General features: G+C 66.8%; 26 protein-coding genes, 1 tRNA gene and 1 pseudogene. 14 read left to right on the top strand and 14 right to left on the bottom strand.

All coding sequences use genetic code 11. The annotated features are described in order from the left end of the window. Position 1: 1 nt before the first annotated feature. From ACWPM1_RS11615 to tatC, 7 genes are all read left to right on the top strand, one after another. Positions 2–679, top strand: a complete 678-nt coding sequence (locus tag ACWPM1_RS11615) for an SPOR domain-containing protein (RefSeq protein WP_455694989.1) — start codon at positions 2–4, stop codon at positions 677–679. Positions 680–755: 76 nt separating this feature from the next. After that, the gene (gene nagZ, locus ACWPM1_RS11610) at positions 756–1772 is read left to right on the top strand and encodes a beta-N-acetylhexosaminidase (protein WP_455694988.1); all 1017 of its coding nucleotides are present in this window, start codon (positions 756–758) and stop codon (positions 1770–1772) included. Beyond that, positions 1769–2569: a segregation and condensation protein A gene (locus tag ACWPM1_RS11605; RefSeq protein ID WP_455694987.1), complete on the top strand. Its 801-nt coding sequence runs from the start codon at positions 1769–1771 to the stop codon at positions 2567–2569. The genes nagZ and ACWPM1_RS11605 overlap by 4 nt, the downstream gene beginning before the upstream one ends. Positions 2570–2622: 53 nt before the next feature. Continuing rightward, positions 2623–3180 (top strand): SMC-Scp complex subunit ScpB, encoded by a 558-nt coding sequence (gene scpB, locus ACWPM1_RS11600; protein ID WP_455695163.1) that lies wholly within the window; start codon positions 2623–2625, stop codon positions 3178–3180. A gap of 17 nt (positions 3181–3197) precedes the next feature. Further along, positions 3198–3452, top strand: coding sequence for a twin-arginine translocase TatA/TatE family subunit (locus ACWPM1_RS11595; protein ID WP_455694986.1), 255 nt, complete (start codon positions 3198–3200; stop codon positions 3450–3452). 34 nt (positions 3453–3486) lie between these two features. Continuing rightward, positions 3487–3843, top strand: a complete 357-nt coding sequence (gene tatB, locus ACWPM1_RS11590) for a Sec-independent protein translocase protein TatB (protein WP_455694985.1) — start codon at positions 3487–3489, stop codon at positions 3841–3843. Between the two features lie 121 nt (positions 3844–3964). Then, complete coding sequence (tatC, locus tag ACWPM1_RS11585; protein WP_455694984.1) at positions 3965–4759, top strand: twin-arginine translocase subunit TatC; 795 nt, start codon at positions 3965–3967, stop codon at positions 4757–4759. Here tatC and mmsB read toward each other — a convergent pair. The 5 genes and pseudogenes from mmsB to ACWPM1_RS11560 all read right to left on the bottom strand — a co-directional run. Then, a pseudogene (mmsB, locus tag ACWPM1_RS11580) lies at positions 4743–5621 on the bottom strand (3-hydroxyisobutyrate dehydrogenase); the annotation flags it as partial. The gene tatC and the pseudogene mmsB sit on opposite strands and share 17 nt — an antisense overlap. After that, positions 5614–6399 (bottom strand): enoyl-CoA hydratase-related protein, encoded by a 786-nt coding sequence (locus ACWPM1_RS11575; protein ID WP_455694983.1) that lies wholly within the window; start codon positions 6397–6399, stop codon positions 5614–5616. The pseudogene mmsB and the gene ACWPM1_RS11575, both read right to left, overlap by 8 nt. Positions 6400–6600: 201 nt before the next feature. After that, complete coding sequence (locus ACWPM1_RS11570; RefSeq protein ID WP_455694982.1) at positions 6601–7647, bottom strand: enoyl-CoA hydratase/isomerase family protein; 1047 nt, start codon at positions 7645–7647, stop codon at positions 6601–6603. Further along, complete coding sequence (locus ACWPM1_RS11565) at positions 7644–8789, bottom strand: acyl-CoA dehydrogenase family protein (protein ID WP_455694981.1); 1146 nt, start codon at positions 8787–8789, stop codon at positions 7644–7646. The genes ACWPM1_RS11570 and ACWPM1_RS11565 overlap by 4 nt, the downstream gene beginning before the upstream one ends. A 31-nt stretch (positions 8790–8820) precedes the next feature. Further along, positions 8821–9303, bottom strand: a complete 483-nt coding sequence (locus ACWPM1_RS11560) for a hypothetical protein (RefSeq protein WP_455694980.1) — start codon at positions 9301–9303, stop codon at positions 8821–8823. A gap of 132 nt (positions 9304–9435) precedes the next feature. On the opposite strand from ACWPM1_RS11560, the gene ACWPM1_RS11555 reads away from it, so the two are divergent. Both ACWPM1_RS11555 and ACWPM1_RS11550 read left to right on the top strand, forming a co-directional pair. Further along, positions 9436–9509: transfer RNA gene (locus tag ACWPM1_RS11555), tRNA-Gly, on the top strand. A 26-nt stretch (positions 9510–9535) separates the two neighbouring features. Further along, on the top strand, positions 9536–10453 hold the full coding sequence (locus ACWPM1_RS11550) for an alpha/beta fold hydrolase (RefSeq protein WP_455694979.1): 918 nt from the start codon (positions 9536–9538) through the stop codon (positions 10451–10453). Here ACWPM1_RS11550 and ACWPM1_RS11545 read toward each other — a convergent pair. Next, positions 10445–11314, bottom strand: a complete 870-nt coding sequence (locus ACWPM1_RS11545; RefSeq protein ID WP_455694978.1) for an ROK family protein — start codon at positions 11312–11314, stop codon at positions 10445–10447. The genes ACWPM1_RS11550 and ACWPM1_RS11545 overlap by 9 nt on opposite strands. A 10-nt stretch (positions 11315–11324) precedes the next feature. Then, positions 11325–12119: an SDR family oxidoreductase gene (locus ACWPM1_RS11540; RefSeq protein WP_455694977.1), complete on the bottom strand. Its 795-nt coding sequence runs from the start codon at positions 12117–12119 to the stop codon at positions 11325–11327. A 90-nt stretch (positions 12120–12209) separates the two neighbouring features. Between ACWPM1_RS11540 and ACWPM1_RS11535 the strand changes: the two genes are divergently transcribed. The 4 genes from ACWPM1_RS11535 (at position 12210) to ACWPM1_RS11520 (ending at position 15235) form a co-directional block, all read left to right on the top strand. Next, positions 12210–13520: an alkaline phosphatase PhoX gene (locus ACWPM1_RS11535; RefSeq protein ID WP_455694976.1), complete on the top strand. Its 1311-nt coding sequence runs from the start codon at positions 12210–12212 to the stop codon at positions 13518–13520. Between the two features lie 15 nt (positions 13521–13535). Beyond that, on the top strand, positions 13536–14093 hold the full coding sequence (locus tag ACWPM1_RS11530; protein WP_455694975.1) for a TMEM165/GDT1 family protein: 558 nt from the start codon (positions 13536–13538) through the stop codon (positions 14091–14093). 66 nt (positions 14094–14159) lie between these two features. Beyond that, entirely contained in the window at positions 14160–14777 is a 618-nt protein-coding gene (locus tag ACWPM1_RS11525; RefSeq protein ID WP_455694974.1) for a 6-phosphogluconolactonase, read from the top strand. Further along, positions 14765–15235 carry an NUDIX domain-containing protein gene (locus tag ACWPM1_RS11520; RefSeq protein ID WP_455694973.1) on the top strand — a complete coding sequence of 157 codons (471 nt, stop codon included), beginning with the start codon at positions 14765–14767 and terminating at the stop codon, positions 15233–15235. The genes ACWPM1_RS11525 and ACWPM1_RS11520 overlap by 13 nt, the downstream gene beginning before the upstream one ends. Here the strand turns inward: ACWPM1_RS11520 and dinB are convergent. Further along, the gene (gene dinB / locus ACWPM1_RS11515) at positions 15232–16344 is read right to left on the bottom strand and encodes a DNA polymerase IV (protein WP_455694972.1); all 1113 of its coding nucleotides are present in this window, start codon (positions 16342–16344) and stop codon (positions 15232–15234) included. The genes ACWPM1_RS11520 and dinB overlap by 4 nt on opposite strands. An 86-nt stretch (positions 16345–16430) precedes the next feature. On the opposite strand from dinB, the gene ACWPM1_RS11510 reads away from it, so the two are divergent. Next, on the top strand, positions 16431–17699 hold the full coding sequence (locus ACWPM1_RS11510) for a multidrug effflux MFS transporter (protein ID WP_455694971.1): 1269 nt from the start codon (positions 16431–16433) through the stop codon (positions 17697–17699). Here ACWPM1_RS11510 and ACWPM1_RS11505 read toward each other — a convergent pair. The 6 genes from ACWPM1_RS11505 to crtY form a co-directional block, all read right to left on the bottom strand. Beyond that, entirely contained in the window at positions 17696–19246 is a 1551-nt protein-coding gene (locus tag ACWPM1_RS11505; protein ID WP_455694970.1) for an acyl-CoA carboxylase subunit beta, read from the bottom strand. The two genes, ACWPM1_RS11510 and ACWPM1_RS11505, sit on opposite strands and share 4 nt — an antisense overlap. Continuing rightward, positions 19243–21123, bottom strand: coding sequence for an acetyl/propionyl/methylcrotonyl-CoA carboxylase subunit alpha (locus tag ACWPM1_RS11500; protein ID WP_455694969.1), 1881 nt, complete (start codon positions 21121–21123; stop codon positions 19243–19245). The genes ACWPM1_RS11505 and ACWPM1_RS11500 overlap by 4 nt, the downstream gene beginning before the upstream one ends. A 139-nt stretch (positions 21124–21262) precedes the next feature. Next, positions 21263–22303 (bottom strand): phytoene/squalene synthase family protein, encoded by a 1041-nt coding sequence (locus ACWPM1_RS11495; RefSeq protein WP_455694968.1) that lies wholly within the window; start codon positions 22301–22303, stop codon positions 21263–21265. A 37-nt stretch (positions 22304–22340) separates the two neighbouring features. After that, complete coding sequence (locus tag ACWPM1_RS11490; protein ID WP_455694967.1) at positions 22341–22922, bottom strand: LOG family protein; 582 nt, start codon at positions 22920–22922, stop codon at positions 22341–22343. A 1-nt stretch (position 22923) separates the two neighbouring features. Next, positions 22924–24414: a phytoene desaturase gene (locus ACWPM1_RS11485; RefSeq protein ID WP_455694966.1), complete on the bottom strand. Its 1491-nt coding sequence runs from the start codon at positions 24412–24414 to the stop codon at positions 22924–22926. Further along, positions 24411–25592, bottom strand: coding sequence for a lycopene beta-cyclase CrtY (gene crtY / locus ACWPM1_RS11480; protein ID WP_455694965.1), 1182 nt, complete (start codon positions 25590–25592; stop codon positions 24411–24413). The genes ACWPM1_RS11485 and crtY overlap by 4 nt, the downstream gene beginning before the upstream one ends. Positions 25593–25647: the final 55 nt, after the last annotated feature.

The raw sequence follows: 25647 nt of genomic DNA, 5'->3' as shown, positions 1-25647 counted from the left end.
GATGATCGGGGGGCGGAGGGACGACGACTTCGTGGCCGACGAGCAGTTCACCCTCGCGGACGAGGACGAACGGCTGCCCTGGCTGGAATCGGGCGATGAGGACTACGAGGAGGAAGGGGTCGATACCGGCCGCATCTTCGGCTTCGCCCTGCTGGCCCTCCTGGCGCTGGCGGCTTTCGTCGGCGGCATCTGGTGGTTCGGGCAGCGGGCGCCGGACTCCGAGCTCGTCGCGGACGGCAGCACAATCCGCGCGCCGGCCGGCCCCTACAAGGAAAAGCCGGCTGATCCCGGTGGCAAGCAGTTCGAAGGCACCGGCAACCTTGCTCCTGCAGTGGGCGAGGGCGAGCGGCGCGAGGGGCGCCTGGCCGAGACCGCGCCTGCGCCCACCGCCACCGCAAAGGCCGCTGCTGTTCCCGAGGCGACCTCTACCCCTGCGGCTTCCGGCGGGGTCGCCGTGCAGGTCGGCGCGTACTCGAACAAGGCGGACGCTGAGGCCGGGTGGCAACGCCTGCTCGCCCAGACGGACAAGCTCGCCGGGGTTTCGCACCGCGTGGTGCAGGGACAGGCAGACATCGGAACTGTGTTCCGCCTCCAGGCGATGGCGGGCGACGCCGCGGCGGCCAGCCGTCTCTGCGAGGCGCTCAAGGGTGACGGAGTGGCCTGCCAGGTCAAGCGCTAGGCGCCTGCCGCACGCGTAGGGGATTGCATCGGGCGCGCGCTTGCGGCCCACGCCTTTTCCGTGCGAGTCTGAGGCGATGACGCCTGCGATTTTCAGCTTCTCCGGCCTTCGCCTCACCGACGATGAGCGCGGGCTGTTCCGTGAGACCGACCCGGCCGGGTATATCCTGTTCGGCCGTAACGTGGATACGCCCGATCAGCTGCGCGCGCTGACCGATTCCCTGCGCGAACTCCACGGCCGCGACCGGCTATTCGTGTGCATCGACCAGGAAGGCGGTCGGGTGGCCCGGCTGCGTCCCCCTCATTTTACGGCCTTCCCCGCTGGGGCCGCGTTCGACGCCCTGTACGAAATCGCCCCGAGTTCGGCGATCGCGGCGGCGCGGGCTAATGCCGAAGCGATGGGCATGGAGCTCGCCGACGCCGGGATCACGGTCGATTGCCATCCGCCGCTCGATGTCCGCCAGCCCGGTGCCCACGACGTGATCGGGGACCGGGCGCTCGGGGCCGAGCCCCTCCGGGTCGCCGCTCTCGGCCGTGCAATCCTCGAAGGCCTCGCCAACGCCGGAGTCGTCGGCTGCATCAAGCACATGCCCGGACACGGCCGCACCCACTGCGATACCCACAAGGAGCTGCCCACCGTCACGGCCAACGAAGCGGAGCTCGAGATCGATCTCGCTCCGTTCCGCGCGCTCAAGGACGCGCCGATCGGAATGACCGGGCACCTCGTCTTCGACGCCTGGGATCCAGCGCACCCGGCCACTCAATCGCCGACGGTTATCCGCGAAGTGATCCGCGGGAAGATCGGCTTCGACGGACTGCTGCTCACCGACGACCTCGACATGGAGGCGCTGAGCGGATCGGTGCCGGAGCGCGCCGAACGCGCCGTCGCCGCGGGCTGCGACCTCGCGCTCTATTGCTGGGCCAATCTCGACTACATGGCGGAGATCGCCCGGCGCCTGCCGGCGATGAGCGCGGACACCTCGGCGCGGCTCGAGCGTGCGCTCGCCGTCACCGGGCAGCGCTCGCAGGCCGATAAGCAGGCGCTCCTGGCGACTCGCGACGAGCTGCTTGCCATTGCTGGAGCGAATGCGTGAGCGAGGACGCTCTGATCCTCGATCTCGGCGACCAGGCGGGCGACTGGACCGGCCCCGCGTCCGCGCCGACGGACGACGTCGCGCTCTATCTCGAGCTCGACAATTGGGAGGGTCCGCTCGACTTGCTGCTCGACCTCGCGCGGCGGCAGAAGGTCGATCTAAAGGCGATCTCTATTCTCTCGCTGGTCGACCAGTACATCGCCTACATCGAGCGGGCCGAGGCGCTCAAGCTCGAACTGGCGGCCGATTACCTCGTGATGGCCGCATGGCTCGCCTATCTCAAATCCGCCCTGCTGCTGCCGCGCGACGAGCAGGAGGATCCGAGTCCCGACGAACTGGCAACGCGGCTGCAACTGCGGCTCGCGCGCCTCGCCGCGATGCGCGAGGCCGCGGCGCGGCTGATGGGCCGCGACCGGCTGGGCCGCGACGTCTTCGTGCGCAGCGCGCCCGAAGGCCTGCGGACCGATCGCAAGAACCTGTGGCAGTGCGACTGGTTCGCGCTCGTCCAAGCGTACGGTCAGGTAAAGGCGCGCACCGCCCCTGTGGTGCACATGGTGCGCGAGCGCCCGGTCATGACGCTGGAGTCGGCGCTCGACCGGGTCTCGGCGATGCTCGGCGTCACACTGGACTGGATGGAGATCCGCCAGTTTCTTCCGCCGTATGCCGAGCCGCGCTTGCGCAAGTCGGCGCTGGCATCAAGCTTCGTTGCCGTGCTCGAACTCGCCCGCTTGGGTAAGGCCGAGATGGAGCAGGACGAGGTTTTCGGTCCGCTGCGGCTGCGCCGGGTGGTAGCGTGAGCGAAGAAATCGAGCGCGCGGTCGAGGCCACGCTGTTCGCCGCCGAAGAGCCAATGAGTGCCGAATCGCTGGCCGCGCATCTCGGCGGTTCTCCCCCCGCGGAGATACGCGAGGCGCTTTCCAGGCTTGCCGCGCACTACGAGCCGCGGGGGGTGCACCTCGTCGAGCGCAGCGGGCGCTGGCGCTTCCAGACCGCGCCGGATCTCGCGCACATCTTGCGCCGCGAGCGCGAAGCGGTCCGCCGGCTCAGCCGGGCGGCTACCGAGGTGCTGGCGATCGTCGCCTATCACGAGCCCGTGAGCCGCGCCGAGATCGAAGCGATCCGCGGCGTGCAGACCTCCAGCGGTACGCTCGACGTGCTGATGGAGGCGGGCTGGGTGCGCACGGCCGGGCGGCGCGAGGTCCCGGGCCGGCCAGTCATTTATGCCACCACGCCCGAGTTTCTCGACCACTTCGGCCTTGTGTCGCGCAGGGACCTGCCGGGAATCGACGAATTGAAGGCGGCTGGGTTGCTCGATCCGCTGGAAGATGCCTTTGAAGCGCTGTCGCTCGAAGTCGCGGAGGAAACGGCGCCGCAGGCTGGCAATGAGGCCGCCGATCCCCTAGATTGAGCGCAAGGAGATTACCCATGGGCTCGTTTTCCATCTGGCATTGGCTGATCGTTCTGCTGATCGTCCTCGTGCTGTTCGGTCGTGGCCGCGTCGCGGAGATCATGGGCGACTTCGGCAAGGGCATCAAAAGCTTCAAGCAGGGCATGAACGAAGACGAAGCCAAGCCCGGCGCCGCTCCCAAGGTGCACAGCCTCGAGGGCCCGCACCACGACGCGAAGCCCGCCGGCGAAGCGGCCAAGGACCCGCATCCGAGCGCCGATCACCGCGAGTGATCCGTTGAACGCCCTCTAAGGGCCGGGCAGATCCATGTTCGATATCGGCGCAACCGAACTGTTGATGATCGTGATCGTCGCTGTGGTCGTGATCGGTCCGAAGGACTTGCCGCGCGCGCTGCGCACCGCGGGCAAATGGATCGGCAAGGTGCGCCGGACCTCCAACCATTTCCGCTCGGGCATCGAGGCGATGATCCGCGAGGCCGAGATGGAAGAGATGGAAAAGAAGTGGGCCGAGCAGAACGCCCGGATCATGGCGGAGCATCCACCGGTCGATCTGTCCGACCACGAGATGCGCCCATTGCCGCCGACCGCCGCTAGCGCCGAGGCGCGCGCGGAGCCTGAGGGTCCATCGTCCGGGGCCGACGAGCCTCAGCTCCCGCTGCGCTGATGACAGTCCGACCTCCTTTCCGCCGTAATTGCGAGTGTGGCGAAGCAATCCATCTCCCGGACAATGGATTGCCGCTGCGCTTGCAGCGCCCCACAATGACGAAGGCCAAGCGAGGGCGCTGATGGTCTTTCGCATTCCCGACATCGACGAGACGCAGGCGCCGCTGCTCGATCACCTCATCGAGCTGCGCGCCCGGCTGCTGCGTGCGTTCGTGGCCTTGGCCATCGCCTTCGGGGTGTGCTTCTATTTCGCGCAGGATATTCTGGCGTTCCTCGTCCAGCCCCTGCTCGATGCGGGGCAGAACCGGCTTATCTATACCAAGCTTTACGGCCAGTTCTTCGTCGAACTGAAGGTCGCGCTGTTCGGGGCGTTCTTCCTCGCATTCCCGATCATCGCCAACCAGCTTTGGGCGTTTGTGGCGCCGGGGCTCTACGCCAAAGAGAAGAAGGCGTTCCTGCCGTTCCTGCTGGCGACTCCGGTGCTGTTCGTCGCCGGCGGAGCGCTGGCGTACTACGTCGTCATGCCGACGGCCTTCGTGTTCTTCCTCGGGTTCGAGGGCACGCAGGGCGGGGTGCAGATCGACGCGCTGCCGAATTCGGAGGACTACCTCAGCCTGGTGATGCAGTTCATCATGGCGTTCGGGCTGTCGTTCCTGCTGCCGGTGCTGCTGCTGCTGCTCAACACCGCGGGCATCGTCAGCCGCGCGCAGTTGGCGGGTGCGCGGCGCTATATGATCGTGGTCGCGTTCGTGATCGCGGCGGTCGCGACGCCGCCGGACGTGATCAGCCAGCTCATGCTCGCGATACCGCTGATCCTGTTGTTCGAAGGCGCACTGGCGGTGATGTACTTCACCGAGCGCAAGAAGGCCAAGGACTCCGCGACCGAGGAAGCGGCGGCGCCTACAGCGTCCGAATGATGCCGGAGAAGTCGACCGCGCCGTTGCCCGCCGCGTCGAACGCTTCGTAGAGCTCCTTAGCCCGCCGCCCCATCTGCGGGTCGAGTCCGGCGGTCTCAGCCGCTTCCATCGCCAGCTTGAGGTCCTTCAGCATGAGGCCGGTGGCGAAGCCGCCTTGGTAGCCGTTGTCGGCCGGGGTGACCGGCCCCACCCCGGGGACCGGGCAATAGCTCGTCATCGACCAGCACTGGCCGCTGCTGACCGAGGAGATGTCGAAGAAGGTCTGCTGATCGAGGCCAAGCTTCTCGGCCATCGTGAACGCCTCGCAGGTGCCGATCATGTGGATGCCCAGCAGCATGTTGTTGCAGATCTTGGCCGCCTGCCCGTTACCGGCGGCACCGGCGTGGATGACGGCCTTGCCCATTGCTTCCAGGACCGGCTTCGCACGCGCGAAGGCCTCGTCTGACCCGCCGACCATGAAGGTGAGTGTGCCGCCGTTGGCCGCGGCGATCCCGCCCGAGACCGGCGCGTCGACCATCGCGTAGCCGGCCTTCCGGGCCTGCTCGGCCACCTCGCGCGCGGTGGCAACATCGATCGTCGAGCAGTCGATGAACAGCGCGCCCGCGGGCGCCTTGCCGATCACCTCGCCGGTATAAGCGCTGAGCACGATCTGGCCGTTGGGCAGCATCGAAACCACTGCCTCGGCATCCGCAACCGCTTCGCCGATCGAACCGGCGGTCTGGCAGCCGTTGTCCATGGCCCGGCCAAGCGCGTCTTCGCTCAAGTCGAACGCGCGCACTTCATGCCCCGCCTTGACGAGGTTCGCGGCCATCCCGCCGCCCATGTTACCGAGGCCGATGAAGGCGATTCTCATGTCAGCGACCCTTCCACTGTCCGTCGCGCTTTTCGATGAACGCGGCCATTCCCTCGGCCTTGTCCTCGCTCGCGGCGAGGATCTGGAAGATGCGGCGTTCGACGATGAGGCCCTGGTCGAGGCTGGTCTCGAACGCTGCATTGACCATTTCCTTGTTCGCTATCGCTGCCATCGGCGGCATCGAAGCGATCGAACGGGCCGTATCGAGCGCTTCATTGACAAGATTTTCGTGCGGCACGACGCGCGCCACCAGCCCGCTGCGCTCCGCCTCGGCGGCGTCCATCATCCTGCCGGTCAGGCACATCTCCATCGCCTTGGCCTTGCCCACCGCGCGGGTCAGCCGCTGGCTCCCGCCCATTCCGGGGGCCACGCCGAGCTTGATTTCGGGTTGGCCGAACTTCGCTTTCTCGGAGGCGATAATGAAGTCCGCCATCATCGCCAGCTCGCATCCGCCGCCGAGCGCGAAGCCGTTGACCGCGGCGATCCACGGCTTGCGCGTCGCCTTGACCAGATGGCTGGTCCAGCGCGCGAAGAAGTCGTCGAGATAGAAATCGGCCGCGGGCTTGTCGGCCATCTCCTTGATATCGGCCCCGGCGGCGAAAGCCTTGTCGCCCGCGCCAGTGAGCACCGCGCAGCGCTGGCCGGGATCGGCCTCGAAAGCGGCGAACGCGGCGACCAAATCCTCGAGCACCTGCGAGTTGAGTGCGTTCAGCGCTTGCGGCCGATTGAGCGTGATCAGCGTGACCGCATCGCGCTGTTCGACGGTGATAGTTTCGTACTCGGCCACGGGGCCTCCCTCACATCGTTCCAAATCGGGTTCGCTGGCGCGGAAGGCTACACTAAGTATACACCGTAACTGCTGCCGAAAGATACCCTATCGTATTGACCACATTGCCTTTTTCTACGCGCCCCGCCGTTGCGACCGGGCTTGGGCCAAGCCTTGTCAAAGCTCGAAGATGTAGGAAAGCGAATTCTCGCCGTGCGTCCTTCAGGCGGGTGTCCACTCCTCGTCCTGCGGCAGCGGTGCGAAGATACTGTCGATCAGCGACTCGCTCACGCCCTCGGGCGTAGCTGGGGCCCACTTGGGATCGCTCGTCTTGTCGACGATCACCGCCCGCACCCCTTCGGCGAAGTCGGGGCGGGTGAGCACGCGGCTGGCGATGCGGTATTCCATCCGCATCTCGTCCGCGAAATCGGTCAGTGACGCGGCATTCGCCAGCTGCCGGAGCGCGACCTTGCAGGTCTGCGGGCTCTTGGTGCGGATGGTTGCCAGCTCCTTCATCGCCCATTCGCCATCATCGGCCTCGAGGCTGGCGATTATCTCTTCCAGCCGGTCGGACTTGAAGTGATGCGCGATCCGCTCGGCGTTCTCCTCGATCCGAGCCGGGGGCGGGGTAACCGACAATTCGGAGAGAATACCCGCGACGCGATCCGGATGCTCGGCAATGCGCGCCTTGGCTTCGGTGAGCTTGTCGCTCGGCAGGTAGTGCGTGGCGAGGCCCGCCCACAGGCATTCCGCTCCGTCGAGCCGTGCGCCGGTGAGCGCAAGGAACTGACCCACCCGCCCTGGAAGGCGTGAGAGGTACCAGCCACCTCCGACGTCGGGAAACAGGCCGATCCCGGTCTCTGGCATCGCGAAACGGGTATGCTCGGTAGCGACGCGGAACTTCGCCGGTTGGCTGATACCGACCCCGCCCCCCATCGTGATCCCGTCCATGAATGCGACGATCGGCTTGTCGTACTCGAACATCTGGTGGTTGAGCTGGTACTCGTCGTGGAAGAACGCGCGGCCCGACGCGCCGCCGTCGGTCAGCGCGCTGTGGCGCAGCAGGTTGATGTCGCCCCCGGCGCAAAACCCGCGCCCTTCGGCGTGGTCGAGGATCACCGCCTCGATCCCTTTTTCATCGGCCCAAGCGGTCAGCGCCGCGCTCAGCGCGTGGCACATGTCGAGAGTTAGCGCGTGCAGTGCCTTGGGCCGGTTGAGCGAGATGTGCCCTACGCGGCCGTCTGTGCGGATCACCACTTCGTCCGTCATTGGCGCAGCATGTCCCGGCCGACGATCATCCGCATGACCTGGTTGGTGCCTTCGAGGATGGAATGAACCCGCAGGTCGCGCCAGAAGCGCTCGATCGGGTAGTCCTTCAAGTAGCCGTAGCCGCCGAACAGTTGGAGCGCGTCGTTGACAATCTTGCTCCCTGAATCGGTCGCCAGCCGCTTGGCCATCGCCGAAAAGCGCGTCTTGTCGGGCGCCCCGTCGGTCACCTTGGCGGCGGCGAGATAGAGCAGGGCGCGCGCCGCTTCGAGGTCGGTCGCCATGTCGGCGAGCATGAACTGGGTGTTCTGGAAGTCGGCGATCGGGGTGCCGAACTGCTGGCGTTCCTTGGTGTACTTTACCGCTTCGTCGAGGCAGCGCTGTGCGCCGCCGAGCGAGCATGCGCCGATGTTAAGCCGTCCGCCGTCGAGGCCGGCCATCGCGAAGCGGAAGCCTTCGCCTTCACCGCCGACGCGGTTGGCGACAGGCACGCGGCAATCCTCGAAGATCAGTTGTGCCGTGGGGCTGGCGTTCCAGCCGAGCTTTTTCTCGGGCGCGCCGTGGCTGAGGCCCGGGGTGCCTTTTTCCACCACGAGGCAGGTAATGCCCTTCGACTTGTCGTCAGCGGTGCGGACCATCACCACGTATAGGTCGTTGAACCCGCTGCCCGAGATGAACTGCTTGGTGCCGTTGAGGACGTAGTGATCGCCGTCCAACCGCGCGTTGGTCTTGAGCGCCGCCGCGTCCGAGCCTGAGCCCGGCTCGGTGAGCGCGTAGCTGGCGATGTGTTCCATGCTGACGAGCTTGGGCAGGAAGCGCGCCTTGATCTCGGCCCCGCCGAAGCGGTCGATCATCCAGCTCGCCATGTTGTGGATCGAGACGTAGGCGCTCGTCGCGGGGCAGCCGTAGGCCATTGCCTCCATGATCAGCGCCGCTTCGAGTCGGCCGAGGGCGATCCCGCCACTCTCCTCGGACACGTAGATCGAGCCGAACCCGAGCTCGCCCGCGGCCTGCACGACATCGCGCGGGAAGTGATGCTCCTCGTCCCATTGCGCCGCGAACGGGGTGATGCGGTCGGCGGTGAATTTCTGCGCCATCTCCTGGATGGCGAGCTGGTCGTCGGTGAGCTGGAACTGGCCGGTCATGCGCGCCGCGTAAGCCGATGCTGCGCGAGGTTCAAGCGGCGCACTTGGTGTAAGTGAACGGACCGCCCGGCTCCTCACCGCCTCGATCGGTGCGGGTTAGCGTATCGCCGGATACCTTCAGCTCGATGTCGCGCTTCCACTCCATGCCTTCGCCCGTAAAGGCGTATTCGGCGCGGATGGAGCTGTCGCTGCGATCCATGATCGACGCCAGCCGGCCGACCGATTCGTAGAAGGTCAGCGTCGTTGGCGAGATGCGCAGGAGGCCCTTGGCGTCGCCGCGTGTGCTCGTGCAGTCCGCCGGCACCATGCCCCAGCGGCCTTGCATGGTAGAGGGGATTTCGCCCTCGCCCGGCACCCCGGCAGGTGTCGGGGCCACGCTTGCGGTGTCCGAAGGGCTCACGGCCGGTGCAGCGTCCGCAGCCCCGTTGGCACCCTCGGTTGTCGCGCTGTCTTGGGGGCTCTGTTGGCAGGCTAACAGCGTGATCGGCAGAATCATGGCGGCGAGGTACTTCATCGGGAGACTCCCCAAGGCGGTGCAAAACAACTGCGGCGGTCGTCCCATTCGTCAGCGCAATCGCTCGAAGTCAAGCGGGCTGGCCGAAACGATTGACCTACTGACGGCGCCCCCGCTAATGCCCGCCCGCAGGCGGGTATGATGTAATGGTAGCCTGTCAGCTTCCCATGCTGAACGCGCGGGTTCGATTCCCGCTACCCGCTCCATCCGCCACGCCGACGGGGGAACACAGTTGGAAGACCCGTCGCTGCTCGGCCGTTTCGGCGGAGAGCACCCCCCGGCCGCAGGGTGGTTCACCGAGGCCCTGGCCGATGCGCCGCAACGTTCGTGCTTCGAAGTCGAGGGCGCGGCTATCGAGCTGTTGACGTGGGGCGAGGTCGGCAAGCCCGGCCTACTGTTCCTCCACGGCAATGCGGCTCATGCCGACTGGTGGAGCTTCATCGCGCCGATGTTTGCCGCCGACTATCGCTGCGCCGCGATATCGTGGTCCGGCATGGGTCGTTCCGACTGGCGCGAGCGGTATTCGATTCCGACATTCGCCAAGGAAGCACTCGCCGCGGTCGAGGTCGCGGGCTTGTCCGCGTCGGGCAAGCCGCCGGTGATCGTCGCGCATTCCTTCGGCGGTTTCCCGACCCTCTATATCGGCGCGTTTCACCCGGAGGCGATTGCCGGCGCGATCCTGGTCGATTCTGCGCCGCCCAAGCCCGGTGGCGGGCCGCCGCCGCGGCTCGCCGAAGGGCGCGAGGCGCACAACCGGTACCGCACGCTGGAGCTCGCCCTGCGGCGGTTTCGCCTGATGCCGGAACAGGGCGCGGCCTATCCCGAGGTGGTCGACTTCATGGCGCGCAACGCGCTGCACGAGGTGCCCGAGACAGATGCAGATCCGGGCGGCTGGACCTGGCGCTTCGATCCGCAGTTCTGGGCCCACTTCGATCGTGGCTCGCTGTCGGCGCGCCCGGTTGCACCGATGGGCGTGATCTATGGTGCCGACTCGCTCCTCTTCCCCGACGGCCGTCTCGAAGAGCTGGTCGAGCTGCTGGACGACTGCCGTTTCGTCACGGCGATCCCCGATGCAGGGCATCACATCATGGTCGACAAGCCGCTCGAAATGATCGCCGCCATCCGCGAAGGCCTGGTCGAGCTAGCTTAGCGCTCGGCGCCCCAGTTCGATAGCCCCTGCTATCCCGGCATCGTCCCCGAGGGCCGGGCCGACGATCATGTCATCGAGGTCGCGGTCCCACGCGGCGATGTAGCCGTTCAACTGCTTCCGCGTGGCCGTTCGCAACCTCTCGAGCAGACCGGCGCTCTTCATCACCCCGCCGCCGAAGACCATCCGGTCCGGCATGTGCAGCAGCACTAGCGTCGCGGCGAGGTGGCCCAAGTAACGGGCAACTAGGGAAATCTCCTCCGCGGAACCCCGAGACAGATCGTGCCGCCACCGCGCGAGGATGGCGGGGCCGCTGGCCAGACCTTCGAGGCAGTCTCGATGATAGGGGCAGATGCCCGGCCAGTCGTCGTCCCGCCCGCGAGGTACCGCGATGTGGCCAGCCTCATAGTGCGCCGCGCCGCCCAGCGCCCGACCTTCCGACAATACCCCGGTGCCGATGCCGGTCCCTACGGTGGTGTAGGCCAGCGTCCGGGCCCCGCGCCCCGCGCCGGCCAGCCACTCGCCGAGAGCGGCGGCGTTGACGTCGGTGTCGATGGCGAGCGGCACGCCGAATTGCTCCAGCGCACACGGCCAACTCGCGCCGCTCCAACCGGGCTTGGGCGTGGTGGTGAACGTCCCCCAGCCCGGGGACAGCGGGTCGATATCGATCGGGCCGAAGCTGCCTATGCCGAAAGCCTGGATCGAGCCGTGTCGGTCCTGGGCGACCGAGAACCAGTCGGTCAGATCCGCGAAAGTCTCCCCTGGACTACGCGTATCGATCCGCGCCTGTTCGAGCACGGTTCCGTCCTCCCGAGCGAGCGCCAGCACGAACTTTGTGCCGCCGGCCTCGATCGCTCCGATCACCTGCCGAATCCTACTTGGGCGGCATGCGGATGCCGCCGTCGAGGCGGAACTGGTGGGCATTGAGATATCCGTTGCGGGCGATCTCGAGCACGAGCGAGGCGAACTCCTCCGGCTCGCCGAGGCGCTTGGGGAACGGAACGCTGGCGTTGAGCTGGTCCCACATCGCCGGATTGCGATCCTTCATCCCCAGCATCAGCGGCGTCGCGAAGATGCCCGGCATGATCGAGTTCACCCGGATGCCGAGATCCATCAGGTCGCGCGCCATCGGCAGCACCAGGCCGTTCACGCCCGCCTTGCAACTGCCGTAGATGACCTGGCCGATCTGGCCGTCCTGCGCGGCGACGCTGGCGGTGAGAATGATCGCACCGCGCTCGCCGTCGTCGTTGAGCGGCTCGGCATTGGCCATTCCGAGCGCCGAGATTGACGCCACGCGATAGCTCGAAACGAGCACTCCTTCGGCGCCGAACGCATAGTCCTCGGTCGAGAGCCGCTTGTACCCGCCGCTGGCCTTGTCCCAGCCCACGGTCTTGCCGCGGCGGCTGGTCATGGCGCAGTGGACCGTGACCCGCTCCTGCCCGTGCGCCGCGCGTGCTTTCTCGAAGCCGGCTAGAACCGATTCCTCGTCCGTGATGTCGACGTGGCAGAACAACCCGCCGATGGCGTTCGCGTGTGCTTCGCCCGCTTCATCGTTGAGGTCGAAGATGGCGACGTTGAATCCGGCATCGCTCAGCGCATGGGCGCTCGCCTTGCCTAGGCCGGAGGCCCCGCCGGTGACTACGGCCGCCAAGCCGGCTTCGATCTTCATCGCGCATCTCCCACAAGAATCGGCTGTCATCGCCGCGTCACCGCGCTATCGCAGGCGCGTGGCCGAAACGCCAAGAGGGGATCGTATTCCATGACCATGCCGATGCACCGCCGCAGCTTCCTGGGCGCAACCGCCAGCGCCTTTGCCGCACTGGCCGCGTGTGGTGGATGCACCACCGTGACGACCCGAGGCGGGCGCGTGGGATACGGCGCGCTGGTGCCCGATCCAGCGGGGCTGATCGATCTTCCGCAGGGCTTTTCCTACCGCCTGATCTCAAAGCTTGGCGACGCGATGAGCGACGGCTTCACCGTCCCCGACGCGGCGGACGGGATGGGCTGTTTCGACCTCCCGAACGGGAAGATCGCGCTCGTCCGCAACCACGAGTGCTATCCGCCCCGCCACGATGGCGGCGGGGTGATGGGCCGCGCCTACGACTATATCGCCAAGAGCCTCGTTCCCCTGCCCGGGGGCACCACGACCATCGTGCTCGATGCCGATACGCTTGCAGTCGAAAGGCAATATCGCTCGCTCGCCGGCACGATCCGCAATTGCGCCGGCGGGGTCACGCCCTGGGGCAGTTGGTTGACGTGCGAAGAGAACACCTCGCTTGCTGACGGCCGGATCGGCAAGGACCATGGCTGGGTATTCGAAGTGCCTGCGGACGCACCCGGCCTCGTCGATCCGGTGCCTCTGAAGGCGATGGGCCGCTTCAACCACGAGGCGGCCTGCGTCGATCCGCGCACCGGCTACGCCTACCTTACCGAGGACCGCGACGACTCGCTGCTCTATCGCTTCATTCCCAACGTGAAGGGCCGTCTCGAGCAGGGCGGCAAACTGCAGGCACTCGTGCTGTCGGACGGGGTGCAGGACACCCGCAACTGGGGCGGCGTCGCTTATGCGCCGCATAGTTGGCACCCGGCGCGCTGGGTCGATCTCGACGCCGTCGAAGCGCCGAAGGACGATCTCCGCATGCGCGGGGCAGCGCTCGGCGCCGCGAAGTTCGCGCGCGGCGAGGGGATCTGGATGGGCGAGGGCGAGATGTATTTCACCGCCACCAGCGGCGGCACCGCCAAGCTCGGGCAGATCTTCCGGCTCGATGTGTCGGGCACCACCGACAAGTTGCAGCTCTTCTTCGAATCGACCAGTCCCGACCAGTTCAACTATGGCGACAATCTCACCATCGCACCGTGGGGCGATCTGGTGGTGTGCGAGGACCAGTACACCGACGTGGTCGACAACCACCTCCGCGGCATTGCGCCCTCGGGCGTCGCCTACCCGCTGGCCCGTTCGCACGTGCAGACCGAATGGGCGGGCGCCTGCTTCTCGCCCGACGGCAAGACGCTGTTCGTCAATCTTTACAGCCCCGCCAAGACCTTTGCCATCACCGGCCCGTGGGTCTGACCGCAGGCTAGCCGCGTGGCGGCGTTTCTGCTCGCCCTCGTTTCGGTATTCGCGGTTTCGCTCGGCGGACGCGACCAGTTGCTCGTTGCCCGGCTCGCTGAGCGGTTAGGTAACGACCGCAGCCTCCTTGCCGTCGCCGCCGCCGCTTCGACTGCCTCTGCGCTGGCGATGGCCACGGCCGGACTTGCGCTGGCGCTGATCCTGCCGGGCCCGGCGGCAGACATGCTGGTCGGGTTTGCCTTGCTGCTCGCCGCCATCGAACTTGCATGGAGGCGGCCTGGCAAACTGCCCGAGGAACCGACCCGCTCGCTGTTCGCCAGCTTCGTTGTCTTGCTTGCGCACCAGTTGGGCGATGCCTCGCGCTTCTGCGTGTTTGCCTTTGCCGCGGGCGGGTCGGCATGGATGGCCGGCATAGGCGGCGCGCTGGGCGGCACGGCGGCGCTGGCATGCGGCGCGCTGTTCGGAGAAGAGATCGATCGCTGGCGGCTCCGGTCAATTCGCTTGGCACTCAGCCTTGCCTTGCTGGTCGCTGCAATCTTAGTCGCACTGGCGGCACGCGGGATCATTGGCTGACCCTAGGCACTGTTTTTTCTCGACAATGGCGCTGGCAGCGGCACCGGATTGCGCTATCGAAGGGCTATGGGACAGCCCACTGTCATCGAAGATGCGGACGACGCCGCGATCGCGGCGTGGATCGGGCACATACTAGGAGAAGCGCTCGCTCGCGGCGGGCCTACTGCGATAACCGTTCCGGGTGGGTCGACGCCCTTCCCGATACTGCAGCGCCTGGCCACCCAGCCGCTCGACTGGTCGCGAGTGACCGTGTGGCCGGGGGACGACCGTGTGGTCGCCGAAGATCATCCGGCGTCGAATACCGGCCGCATACGCGCGCTGATGCAACCGGTCGGCGCGGAGGTAGTGACGCTGACGGAGATGGAGCAGGTTCCCCGTTTCGCTTTGGCGTGGTTGGGAATGGGGGAGGACGGTCACGTCGCCTCGCTCTTTCCCAACACCCAGCCCCGAGTGGACGATCCTGCCTCGATCCGCCGCCTGACGCCCGATCCTCTGCCGCCGGAGGCGCCATTCGATCGGATCAGCCTGACCCTTCCGGCGCTACTGAACAGTGACCGGCTCATGTTCGTGATCCGCGGCGAGGCCAAGCGGCGCGTGTTCGACACCGCGGCGGCGGGGGAGAGCGACCTTCCCGTTGCGCGCCTTCTTGGCGCGGCCAGGCAGCCGGTGACATGCTTCGCCTGATCCCGGCGCCGCTGCATCGGCTCCTGCTGCGAATTGCGTATCGCTTGCGCCACAGGTGGCGCAAAGCGACGGGGCGGAGGCTCTCAGGCGTGTCGGTACTGGCTTTGGACCTTGAGGGAAGGCTGCTCCTGGTCAGGCATAGCTACGGGCCAACAAGCTGGTGTCTGCCGGCCGGGGGAATGAACCGCGGCGAGAAGCCCGAGGATGCGGCTTGCCGCGAACTGGCCGAAGAAACCGGCTGCACGCTTCAGAACCCGCACGTCATCGAGGCGATCGAGGAGATCGTCTCCGGCGCCCCACACACCGGCTATCTCGTGACGGGCCGAACGATCGACCGGCCCGTGCCTGACTGCCGGGAGGTGATCGAGGCGAAGTTCTTCCCGGTCCACTCGCTACCCGAGCCGCAAACGCCGCTCACCCGCAAACGCATCGCCGCCTGGAAAGAGCGAAAGGGCTAAAGCAGCGAAAGCTGGGCGTCATCGCGCGGCCGCTCGACCGCAACTTCCCCCCGGTCCAGATTGGAGAGCGTGAGCCCCATCAGCCTGATCGGGAGCGGAAGGGGCAGCGCCTCGTCGAGAAGCTTGCGCGCAACTGCCGCAAACTCGGTCTTGTCGGCTACCGCATGCGGCAGCGACTTCGCGCGCGTCGTTATCTGGAAGTCGGTGTACTTCATCTTCAGCGTCACGGTGCGTCCTTTGGCATTCGTGCGCTCGATCGACTCCCAGACGATTTCAATGATGTTCTCGAGCGTTTCGCGCAGCAAAGGGCCGCTCGAAATGTCTTCGGAGAAGGTCCGCTCACCGCCGACCGACTTGCGAATGCGGTTGGCTCTCACGGCGCGCAGGTCGATCCCGCGTGCTGCCCGGTAGAGGTAGTCGGCGAAGCTGCCGAAATGCGCGCGTAGCCAAGGCAGGTCCTTGGCCGCGAGATCGGCGCCGGTCTCAATTCCCAACCGCGCCATCTTCTCGGCCCCTTTGGGTCCAACGCCGTGAAACCGTCGGACCGGCAGGCTCTGCACGAACGCCGTTCCTTGACCGGGCCGGATTACGCAAATGCCATCGGGCTTGTTCTGATCGCTCGCCAGCTTGGCGAGGAACTTGTTGTAGCTGACGCCCGCGCTGGCCGTTAGCCCGGTTTCGGCCCGGATGCGTCGGCGGATGTCCTCGGCGATGAGCGTCGCGCTGCCGATTCCCTGCAGGTCGTCGGTGACGTCGAGATAGGCCTCGTCGAGGCTGAGCGGCTCGACGTGCGGCGTGTACTCCATAAAGATCGCGCGGATCTGACGGCTGACCTCCTTGTACACCTCGAACCGGTGCCGCACGAAAATGAGGTCGGGGCACAGTCGTCGCGCGGTCATCCCGGGCATCGCGCTGCGCACGCCGAACTTGCGCGCTTCGTAGCTGGCTGCGGCAACCACACCGCGCCCGCCGGAGCCGCCGACTGCGACCGGCTTGCCGCGAAGCTCGGGATGGTCGCGCTGCTCGACGCTGGCGAAGAAGGCGTCCATATCGACGTGGATGATTTTGCGCAGCCCTTGCGCTTCCTCTTCCTCGTCGTCCTCGTCCATCCCGGCAGTCTAGAGTTCGCCGGCGAATTCTCCAATGCTTCCAAAAGCGCTTTCCATGCCGTGGCGTGGAGGGCATGGCCCCGGGAATGACCACCGCCATTCACGCTAGCGACGGCAGCGCCCGGGTGATCCGGCGCGGCGAGTTCGTCGCCCTGATGGCGGCGATCATGAGCCTGGGCGCGCTGGCGATCGACGCGATGCTTCCCGCGCTCGACGAGATCGCGGCGAGCTTCGGAATCGAAGATCCCAACCGCCGGCAACTCGTCGTCGGCGTTTACCTGCTGGCGAGCGGAGTAGGGTGCCTGCTGCCGGGCAGCCTAGCGGATCGGTTCGGCCGGCGCCCACTGCTGTTCGCGGCGTTCGGGTTCTACGTGGTCACCTCGCTGCTCTGCGCCGTGGCGCCAAGCTACGACGCGCTGCTCGCGTTGCGCGTTGTGCAGGGTCTGGGCACCGCCGGGCTTGGGGTGATCCCCGCGGCTGTCATGCGCGACCGCTTCGAAGGCGACACGATGGCGCGGCTGATGAGCACCATCTTCATCGTGTTCATGGTCGTACCTGTGCTCGCGCCGACGTTTGGCCAACTCATTCTCGAGATGGGCAACTGGCCGTGGGTCTTCGTCGGCATGGCCGCACTGGCCGCGTTAGTCGGCGGATGGACGTACTTCCGGCTGCCCGAGACCTTGGCGCGCGAAGACCGCCAGCCGCTCGACTTTCGCAGCGTCGCGCATAACCTGCCGCTGACCTTCCGCACCCGCGTGGCGATCGGCTACGTGCTCGGTAGCGGGCTCACCTTCGGGGCGATGTTCGGCTATATCAACAGCGCGCAGCAACTGGTCGGCGAGCACTTCGGAGCCGGCGATAACTTCCCCTTTATATTCGGCGCGACAGCTTCGACACTGGCGGTGTCGAGCTTCGCCAACTCGCGCATTGTCGAGCGCTTCGGCGCCAGGCGGGTGAGCCACAGCGCGCTGGTGACATTCATCTTCGTATCGGCGCTGCAGGTTTATGCCGCCCTATATCACGGCAAGTCGCTCGAATGGTTCGTGCCGCTGATGGCGGCCAACCTTTGCCTGCTCGGATTCATGGGCGCGAACTTCGGCTCGATCGCGATGCAGCCGTTCGAGAGGACCGCCGGCGCCGCGTCCAGCGCGCAGAGCTTCGTTCGCATGTCGATGGGGGCGCTGCTCGGGATTGCGATCGGCCAACTCTACGATGGCACTGCGAAGCCGCTCGCCTTCGCGCTGTTCGGCTGCAGCTTCCTGAGCCTCTGCCTCGTTCTATTCAGCGAGCGGGGCGTGCTGTTCCGGCGCCCGCGGGATGCGCGCAAATACCTGGCGATGCACGAGATTCACTAGCTCGCGCCGAGCCTGCGCCAAGCCAGTTCGGCGAATTCGCAAAGCAGGGGCCGCGTGTCCCGTGGGTCGATGATGTCCTCGACGTTGAAGCGCTCGGCGCTGCGGAACGGGCTGGTGACCTTGGCCAGCCGGGCGCGGATCGCTTCGAGTTCGGCGGCGGGATCGGCTGCCGCCTCGATTTCCGACTTGTAGGCGACCTCGAGCCCGCCGGCGATCGGCAGACTGCCCCAGTCGCCCGAGGGCCAGCAGTATCGGTACTGGTAAAGGTCGGCGTTCGACATCGCGCTGCCGGCGATGCCGTAGGCGCGGCGCATGACCACCGAGGCGAGCGGCACGGTCGCCTTGTAGACCGCGTTCATCGCCTGCACCCCGTAGCGGATGGTTCCGGCGACTTCGGCCTCGCGACCGATCATAAACCCTGGATTATCAACGAGATGGACGATGGGCAACCGGAACAGGTCGGCGAGCTTTACCCAGCGTTCGACCTTCTCGGAGGTCTTCGCGTCCCACGATCCGCCGAGGAAACTCGGGTCGCTCGCGAGGACCATCACCGGCCAACCGTCGAGGCGGGCGAGGGCGGTGATGGCGGCGCGGCCCCACATGCGGCCGATCTCGAACACGGTGCCCTTGTCGAACACCAGATCGAGCGCGCGGCGCATCGAGTAGACCTCCTTTTCGCCGCGCGGAACGAGCGAAAGAAGCGCTTCATCGCGCCGGGTAACAGGGTCGGAACAGTCTGATCGGTGTGGAATCTGTCCGACATACTCGGGCATGAACGACAGGAAGTGCCGCGCGCGGGCGAAGGCCTCGGCCTCGCTCGCCACCTCGTCGTCCACCACCCCGTTGCGGGTGTGGATCGCGCTGCCACCCAATGCCTCCTTGGCGTCCTCGTGATTGGCCGCGCCGCCTTTCCACGAATCCCCCATCGCATCGACCACGGCGGGACCGGCGGCGAAGATCTGGCTGAGGCCGCGCACCATGATCGAATAGTGGCTGGCGACGATGCGCGCCGCGCCGAGCCCCGCGGTCGGCCCCAAGGCGAGCGCGACCACCGGCACGGTCTCCAGGTTCTTCACCACGTCGCCCCACAACGTCACGGCGGGAATATAGGTCGCGCCGATCATCTCGAGCGTCTTGACCGAGCCGCCGCCGCCGGTGCCGTCGATCATGCGGATCAGCGGCATCTTCAGCTCGCGGGCCATCTTCTCGGCCTGGACCATCTTGCGGCCGATCCCGGCATCCGCCGCGCCGCCGCGGATGGTGAAGTCGTCGGCGGTGGCGACCACCGGGCGGCCGTTGATGGTGGCCTTGCCGAACAGGAATGGCGCGGGGAGGACGCCGGTCAGCTCGCCGTTCTCGTCGTACGAGCCCTTGCCGGCGATCTTGCCGATCTCGCGGAAGGAGCCGGGATCGACCAGCGCGGCGATCCGCGCGCGCGCGTCCATCTTGCCGCGGCCATGCTGGCGGGCGACTTTGTCGGGTCCGCCCATTTCCTCGGCGAGCGCCTCGCGGCGGCGCAGTTCCTCGAGTTCCTTGGCCCAGGTCATTCCTCGGCAAGCGGCTCCACGCGCGCGAGCAGCGCCTCGACCTGTACCTGCGCGCCTTCGCTAACGTTGAGCTCCGCCACCGTCCCATCGAACGGCGCGGTGAGCGCGTGCTCCATCTTCATCGCCTCGAGCACCAGCAGCCGCTGACCGGCGGTGACACTGTCTCCTTCGGCCACATCGACTGCGATTGCCTTGCCCGGCATGGGGGCGATGATGTCGCCATCGTGGGCGGAGTGATGTCCCCTGCCATGCGGATGGAAGGGTCTCAGCGCGAAAGTTGATCCCTTCTCAGTCACCAAGGAGGCGCCAGGTCCGGCCGCCGACGACCAGACCTCGTCGTTCCAATCGTGAGGGATCTCCGCGGTCACCGGACCATCCGCGGTTTCGAGCAGCACCGCCCGTTTCGGCGCGGCGTTGAGCCTGAATCCTGTCAGTGCCGCACGTTCCAGTCCCACATATTCGCGCTGCAAGTGCAAGGCGGCGGTTTGAAGCATCGCTTGGCTCGGGGAAGCGGAAGGAAGAAGGTCGTCACCGCGCGCCGCGATCAGGTCGGTCGTCATCGTACCAGCCAGAAACTGCGACTCTTCGAGCAGTCGATAAAGAAATCCGGCGTTCGATTTGACCGGCCAAACGGCCGTGCCTTCAAGTGCACCCTTGAGCAGGATGATGGCGTTGTTGCGGTCCTGCTGATGAGCAATGACCTTCGCGATCATTGGGTCGTAAAACGGTGAGACGTCGCCCCCCTCTCCGACTCCCGTGTCCACGCGAACGTACTCGTCGTTGACCTCGAAGCGTTCGAGGCGTCCCGTACTCGGCAGAAAACCCTTCGCCGGGTCCTCCGCATAAAGCCGCGCCTCGATGGCATGGCCGTTGATGCTAAGCTCCTCCTGCTTCAGCGGCACCGGCTCCCCGCTTGCCACCCTTAGCTGCCACTCCACCAGATCGACCCCGGTGATTTCTTCGGTCACCGGGTGTTCGACCTGCAGGCGGGTGTTCATCTCCATGAAGAAGATGCGGTCGGCGCGCAGGCCTTCGCTGGCGTCGGCGATGAACTCGATCGTGCCGGCGCCTTCGTAGTCGACCGCCTTGGCCGCGCGGACGGCGGCGGCGCAGATCGCCTCGCGCGTGGCTTCATCCATGCCGGGGGCGGGGGCTTCCTCGATCACCTTCTGGTGGCGGCGCTGGAGCGAGCAGTCGCGCTCGAACAGGTGGACGACGGTACCGTGGCTGTCGCCGAACACCTGCACCTCGATGTGCCGGGGCGAGGTGATCCACTTTTCGAGCAGGACGTCGTCGTTCGAGAAGCTGGCCTTGGCCTCGCGCCGGCAGCTTTCGAGCATTGCCGCGAAATCCTCCGGCGCATCGACCTTACGCATGCCCTTGCCGCCGCCGCCGGCGACCGCCTTTATCAGCACCGGATAGCCGATCGCCGCGGCTTCCCTCTGCAGCCGCTCGACCGACTGGTTCTCGCCCTCGTAACCCGGCGTCACCGGCACTCCGGCGGCGCGCATCAGCTTCTTGGCCGCGTCCTTGAGGCCCATCGCCTCGATGCTTTCGGGCTTGGGCCCGACCCAGATCAACCCTGCCGCGATGACCGCACGGGCGAAGTCGGCGTTCTCGCTGAGGAAACCGTAGCCCGGATGGATGGCGTCCGCCCCGGTCTGCTTGGCGGCAGCGATGATCTTCTCGCCGCGCAGGTAGCTTTCCGCGGCGGGGGAGGGTCCGATATGCACCGCCTCGTCCGCCTGGCGCACGTGCAGCGCCTTGGCATCGGCGTCGGAGTATACCGCGACCGTGGCGATGCCCATGGCACGCGCGGTGCGCATGATGCGGCAGGCAATCTCGCCGCGGTTGGCGATCAGAAGCTTGGTGATCATGGGGGCGGGCTAACCCAATTTATTCGTCATTGCGAGGAGCTAAGCGACGAAGCAATCCATCGACCGGCGGGGCGTCTTTTTGAGCAAAGGAGCTGGATTGCCGCGCGCTCTTCGAGCGCTCGCAATGACGATCTCAGGTCTACTCCGGCAAAGGCTCCATAGGCAGATTCGGAATTGGCTGGCTCATGCGCACGTCGATGAGGATATCGCCGCGGCTCCAGGCAGGCGGCTCGCCGGGTTCTTCGGGCTTGTTTCTAACCGCTTCCCAGAAGGCGGCGGCTACGTGGCGCAGCTTATCGCGCTTGCCGATCACGACCCGGTGATTCCATGCCTCCGGTCCCAGGCGCACCACCTCGCGGCCGATCGCACCATAGATACGGGCGGCGGCGAGCACGGCCCAGCGGCTGCGGAAGGGCAGGCGGGCGGCCCCCAGCCGCGCCATCGCCTCGTGCCGCTCCATCCGGCGAACGAGCCTCGCGGCCATGTCCGCCGCCTCCTGCCGGTGGTGCGGCTTCATCAACTGGCCCGGTTCGATGTCCTCCTCGGCCAGCCATTCGAGCGGCAGGTAGCAGCGATCCGCCGCATCGTCCTCGTCCAGGTCGCGCGCTATGTTGGCGAGCTGGAACGCGAAGCCGAGGTCGCAGGCGCGGTCGAGCATCCAGGAATCCTCTTTCGGGACCCCCATGACGACCGCCATCATCACGCCCACCGCGCCGGCCACGTGGTAGCAATAGCGCGCCAGGTCGCGCTCGTTGCGCGGCCGCCAGCCCTGCGCGTCGAGTTCGAACCCCATGATCACGTCTTCGGCCATCTCGCGCGTTAGCCCGCATTCGCGCGCGACGAGGCCGAAGGCGTCAAATGCGGGATCGGCGGTGGGCAGGCCTTCGAAAGCGCGCTCGGTGAGCAAGCGGATCGCGGTCAGACGGCGCTCGGCGCCCTCCTGCTCGCCCATTTCGCCGCCGTGGTCCTGGTTGTCGGCAAGATCGTCGCAGCGCCGGCACCAGGCGTAGAGCAGCCAGGCTTTCTCCCGCGTGTCACGGTCGAACAGGCGGCTGGCGAAGGCGAAGCTCTTGGAACCGCGCTCGATCGCGTCTTCCGCCTCGTCGACCAGCTCTTCGCGAGAGCGCCCGCCGCCGGCCTGCGCAGGGGTGGTGCGCAGGATGCGCGAGGGGGCCAGCATCCGCGGCCGAACGAGGCGAGGGCGTCTCAGGCGCGCCTCACAGCTCGCTCGCCTTCATCGCGAAGATCGGGGTGTGGGGGCGATAGGCGGCCATCTTGTCGAGCAAGCCGTCCAACGTCTCGTCGGCGATGATGATCCCTTCGTGCGCCGGACGGATGAAGCCGGTCTCGATCATGTGCCGGTTGAAGGCGATGAGGTGGTCGTAGAACCCGAACGCGTTGAGCAAGCCGACCGGCTTTTGGTGGTAGCCGAGCTGCGACCAGCTTACCGCTTCCCACAGCTCGTCCATCGTGCCGACCCCGCCCGGAATGGTGACGAACCCGTCCGACAAATCGGTGAAGGCCTGCTTGCGTTCGTGCATGCCCGATACGGTCCGCAGCTCGGTGCAATCGTGGTTGGCCACCTCGCTGTTGGCGAGCGCGTGCGGGATCACGCCGATCACTTCGCCGCCTGCGTCGAGCGCGCCGGTCGCGACCGCGCCCATCAGCCCGAGCCGGCCGCCGCCGTAGACGACGCCGATGCCCCGCTGCGCGAGGCCATGGCCGACCTGGCGCGCGAGTTCGATGTAACGGGGATCGGACGGGCTCGCGGAACCGCAATATACCGCAAGGCGCTTCATTTCAGGCCAGGTCCTCCAGCATCAGCCCCGCGGTTGCCTTGGCGCTGCCGACGACGCCCGGAATGCCGGCGCCGGGGTGTGTTCCTGCACCGACGAGGTAAAAATTCTTGATCACGTCGTCGCGGTTGTGGCCGCGGAACCAGGCGCTCTGCGTGAGAACCGGCTCGAGGCTGAAGGCGCTGCCGACATGCGCGTTGAGATCGAGCGAGAAATCGCGCGGGGCGTAGTGGAACTTGGTGACGATGCGGTCGTGGATGTCGGGGATCAGCCGCCGGCCGAGCTCGTCGAGGATGCGCTTCTCCAGCATCGGGCCGATCTGCTCCCAGTCCACGGCGAGCTTGCCCATGTGGGCGACGGGGACCAGCGCGTAGAACGTGCTCTTGCCCGGTGGGGCCATGCTCGGGTCGGTGACCGTGGGATGGTGGAGATAGATCGAGAAATCCGCCGGCAACACGCCGTGATCGTAGATGTCCTCCAGCAGTCCCTTGTAGCGCGGCCCGAACAGGATCGCGTGGTGGGGAATGCCGGGCCAGGTGCCTTCGAGCCCGAAGTGCACCACGAACAGCGATGGGCTGAACTTCTTGCGCGAGAGGCTCTTGGCTTGATCCGCCCCGCGCTTCGTGCCGCCGAGCAGGTCGCGGTAGGAGTGCATGATGTCGGCGTTGCTGGCGACAGCGTGGAAGCGTTCGCGCCAGCCGCTGCAGGTCTCCACCTCGGTGGCGACGGTGCCGATCGTGTGCACGCGCTTCACAGGATCGTGCAGGCGCACGGTTCCGCCCAGCCGCTCGAAGTGGCGGACCATCGCGGCCACCAGGCGGTTGGTGCCGCCGCGCGCCCACCATACCCCGCCGTCCTTTTCGAGCTTGTGGATCAGAGCGTAGATCGAGCTGGTGGTGAACGGATTGCCGCCGACGAGCAAGGTATGAAACGACAGTGCCTCGCGCAGCTTCTCGCTCTTCACGTAGCTCGAGACGATCGAATAGACCGAACGCCAGGCCTGGTACTTGGCCAGCGCAGGGGCGGCCTTGATCATGCTCGCGAAGTCTAGAAACGGCACGTTGCCGAGCTTGAGGTAGCCTTCCTTGTACACCCCGGCGGAGTAACGCAGGAAATCCTCGTACCCCTCGTAGTCGCCGGGTGCGACCCGCTCGATCTCGGCGCGCAGGCGCGGCTCGTCGTTAGAATAGTCGAAATTCACGCCGTCGGGCCAGTTGAGGCGGTAGAAAGGAGTGACGGGCATCAGCTCGACATCGGCGGCCATATCGTGCCCGGTCAGCGCCCACAGCTGCTTCAGGCAGTCGGGATCGGTGATCACCGTCGGGCCCGCATCGAAGGTGAACCCCTCGCGCTCCCAGTAGTAGGCGCGGCCCCCCGGCTTGTCGCGGGCTTCGACGACCGTGGTCTTTACGCCCGCCGCCTGCAGCCGGATCGCCAGCGCGAGGCCGCCGAAGCCGGCGCCGATGACGCAAGCGGTCTTGCCTTCCATGCTCATGCAGCCTTCCGTTGGAGCCGTTCGCCATGCGTGGCCAGCGCGCGTATGGCCCTCAGTACCGGCACCGGGGGCCGATTGCACAGGATGCGTGCCCGGTCGGCGTGGGTGGACTTGCCGGCGTAGAAGCGCTCGACCAGCGGCTGCGGCAGCCCATACACGAGCGCGAAGGCGCGGTACCGTTCCTCGGGCGAACCCGCGCCGAACATCATGCGGCCCAGCCGCCGGTAGAACGCCGTGCGCCGCCAGTGCGCCGCCGCGCGCCCCTCGACCAGCTTGGCGAGTTCGGGGCCGGCGATGCCCGGTTGGTCGGCAATCGCGAGCGCGGTCTCGACCGCGAAGGGCAGGGTATAGCTCGTCAGCGGATGCACGAACCCGCCCCGCGCGCCGATCGTAGGGACACCGGAAGTGCGGTGGGCGGCGCGGAACGCCTCGAAGTTGCCGCCGGTAACGACGGGCAGGACTCCCGTCTCGCTGTCGATCGTCTCGCCATTCCACCCGTGAGCGGCGCAGTAGCGGTCGATCCGCGCCGAAAGCTCATCCCGATCGAGGGTGGACTCGTCGGCGTAGTAGGTGTCCTCGACGAACAGCTCATCGGTGCCGAGCGGCAGGGTGTAGACGAAGCGGCAGGAGCCGTGCTGGTCCACCGCGGCGTCCATCACCATCGGCCGGTCCAGCCCATGCGGCCGCGACGTGCGGATGCGGCGGCCGAGAAAGACCTGCCAACCCCCTTCGAGCTGCGGCGCCCGGTCGATCCCGCGGGCGTCGATCACGCAACGCGCTTCGATGCGCCCGCCATCGGCGAGGTTCATTCCGTGCGCGTCGAGCGCCGCCGCCGGCTGGCCTGTCAGGATGGCATCGGGGGGCAGAAATTCCCGCAAACCGGCGTCAAAATCGGCCGAAGACAGCGAATTGTAGGGCGTCTCGAGGCGGCGCTCGAAACCGGGGAAGCGAACGCCGTAGCCGTTCCACCGGGCCGTATTGAAAGGCTCGAGCAGCGAGGCCCCCCGAGCATCGAGATCGCTCGCGAACCAGCTCCAGCGATGGTTGCCGCCGAGCCGGGCGCCACCTTCGACGAGCGCGATTTTCAGCGCAGGCTGGGCCCGGTGCAGCGCCAGCGCGGTGAGTCCGCCCGCGAGCCCTCCGCCGGCGATCGCCACATCGAATTCGCGCCCGTTCATTGCCTCCCGCCCTACGAGCGCAAGCGATTGCGGGCAATGCTTTGGAACATTGCGG

Source organism: Tsuneonella sp. HG249 (genome assembly GCF_053819205.1).
Note: the sequence above shows the minus strand (reverse complement) of the source record. Positions and strands in the feature narration are given on the sequence as shown.

What these genes read in the sequence shown, in the direction of transcription:
- ACWPM1_RS11615 (WP_455694989.1), top strand. Translation starts at nt 2, where the DNA reads ATGATCGGGGGGCGGAGGGACGACGACTTCGTGGCCGACGAGCAGTTC.
- nagZ (WP_455694988.1), top strand. Translation starts at nt 756, where the DNA reads ATGACGCCTGCGATTTTCAGCTTCTCCGGCCTTCGCCTCACCGACGAT.
- scpB (WP_455695163.1), top strand. Translation starts at nt 2,623, where the DNA reads ATGAGTGCCGAATCGCTGGCCGCGCATCTCGGCGGTTCTCCCCCCGCG.
- ACWPM1_RS11595 (WP_455694986.1), top strand. Translation starts at nt 3,198, where the DNA reads ATGGGCTCGTTTTCCATCTGGCATTGGCTGATCGTTCTGCTGATCGTC.
- tatB (WP_455694985.1), top strand. Translation starts at nt 3,487, where the DNA reads ATGTTCGATATCGGCGCAACCGAACTGTTGATGATCGTGATCGTCGCT.
- tatC (WP_455694984.1), top strand. Translation starts at nt 3,965, where the DNA reads ATGGTCTTTCGCATTCCCGACATCGACGAGACGCAGGCGCCGCTGCTC.
- ACWPM1_RS11570 (WP_455694982.1), bottom strand. Translation starts at nt 7,647, where the DNA reads ATGACGGACGAAGTGGTGATCCGCACAGACGGCCGCGTAGGGCACATC.
- ACWPM1_RS11565 (WP_455694981.1), bottom strand. Translation starts at nt 8,789, where the DNA reads ATGACCGGCCAGTTCCAGCTCACCGACGACCAGCTCGCCATCCAGGAG.
- ACWPM1_RS11560 (WP_455694980.1), bottom strand. Translation starts at nt 9,303, where the DNA reads ATGAAGTACCTCGCCGCCATGATTCTGCCGATCACGCTGTTAGCCTGC.
- ACWPM1_RS11540 (WP_455694977.1), bottom strand. Translation starts at nt 12,119, where the DNA reads ATGAAGATCGAAGCCGGCTTGGCGGCCGTAGTCACCGGCGGGGCCTCC.
- ACWPM1_RS11535 (WP_455694976.1), top strand. Translation starts at nt 12,210, where the DNA reads ATGACCATGCCGATGCACCGCCGCAGCTTCCTGGGCGCAACCGCCAGC.
- ACWPM1_RS11525 (WP_455694974.1), top strand. Translation starts at nt 14,160, where the DNA reads ATGGGACAGCCCACTGTCATCGAAGATGCGGACGACGCCGCGATCGCG.
- ACWPM1_RS11520 (WP_455694973.1), top strand. Translation starts at nt 14,765, where the DNA reads ATGCTTCGCCTGATCCCGGCGCCGCTGCATCGGCTCCTGCTGCGAATT.
- dinB (WP_455694972.1), bottom strand. Translation starts at nt 16,344, where the DNA reads ATGGACGAGGACGACGAGGAAGAGGAAGCGCAAGGGCTGCGCAAAATC.
- ACWPM1_RS11510 (WP_455694971.1), top strand. Translation starts at nt 16,431, where the DNA reads ATGACCACCGCCATTCACGCTAGCGACGGCAGCGCCCGGGTGATCCGG.
- ACWPM1_RS11505 (WP_455694970.1), bottom strand. Translation starts at nt 19,246, where the DNA reads ATGACCTGGGCCAAGGAACTCGAGGAACTGCGCCGCCGCGAGGCGCTC.
- ACWPM1_RS11500 (WP_455694969.1), bottom strand. Translation starts at nt 21,123, where the DNA reads ATGATCACCAAGCTTCTGATCGCCAACCGCGGCGAGATTGCCTGCCGC.
- ACWPM1_RS11495 (WP_455694968.1), bottom strand. Translation starts at nt 22,303, where the DNA reads ATGCTGGCCCCCTCGCGCATCCTGCGCACCACCCCTGCGCAGGCCGGC.
- ACWPM1_RS11490 (WP_455694967.1), bottom strand. Translation starts at nt 22,922, where the DNA reads ATGAAGCGCCTTGCGGTATATTGCGGTTCCGCGAGCCCGTCCGATCCC.
- ACWPM1_RS11485 (WP_455694966.1), bottom strand. Translation starts at nt 24,414, where the DNA reads ATGAGCATGGAAGGCAAGACCGCTTGCGTCATCGGCGCCGGCTTCGGC.
- crtY (WP_455694965.1), bottom strand. Translation starts at nt 25,592, where the DNA reads ATGAACGGGCGCGAATTCGATGTGGCGATCGCCGGCGGAGGGCTCGCG.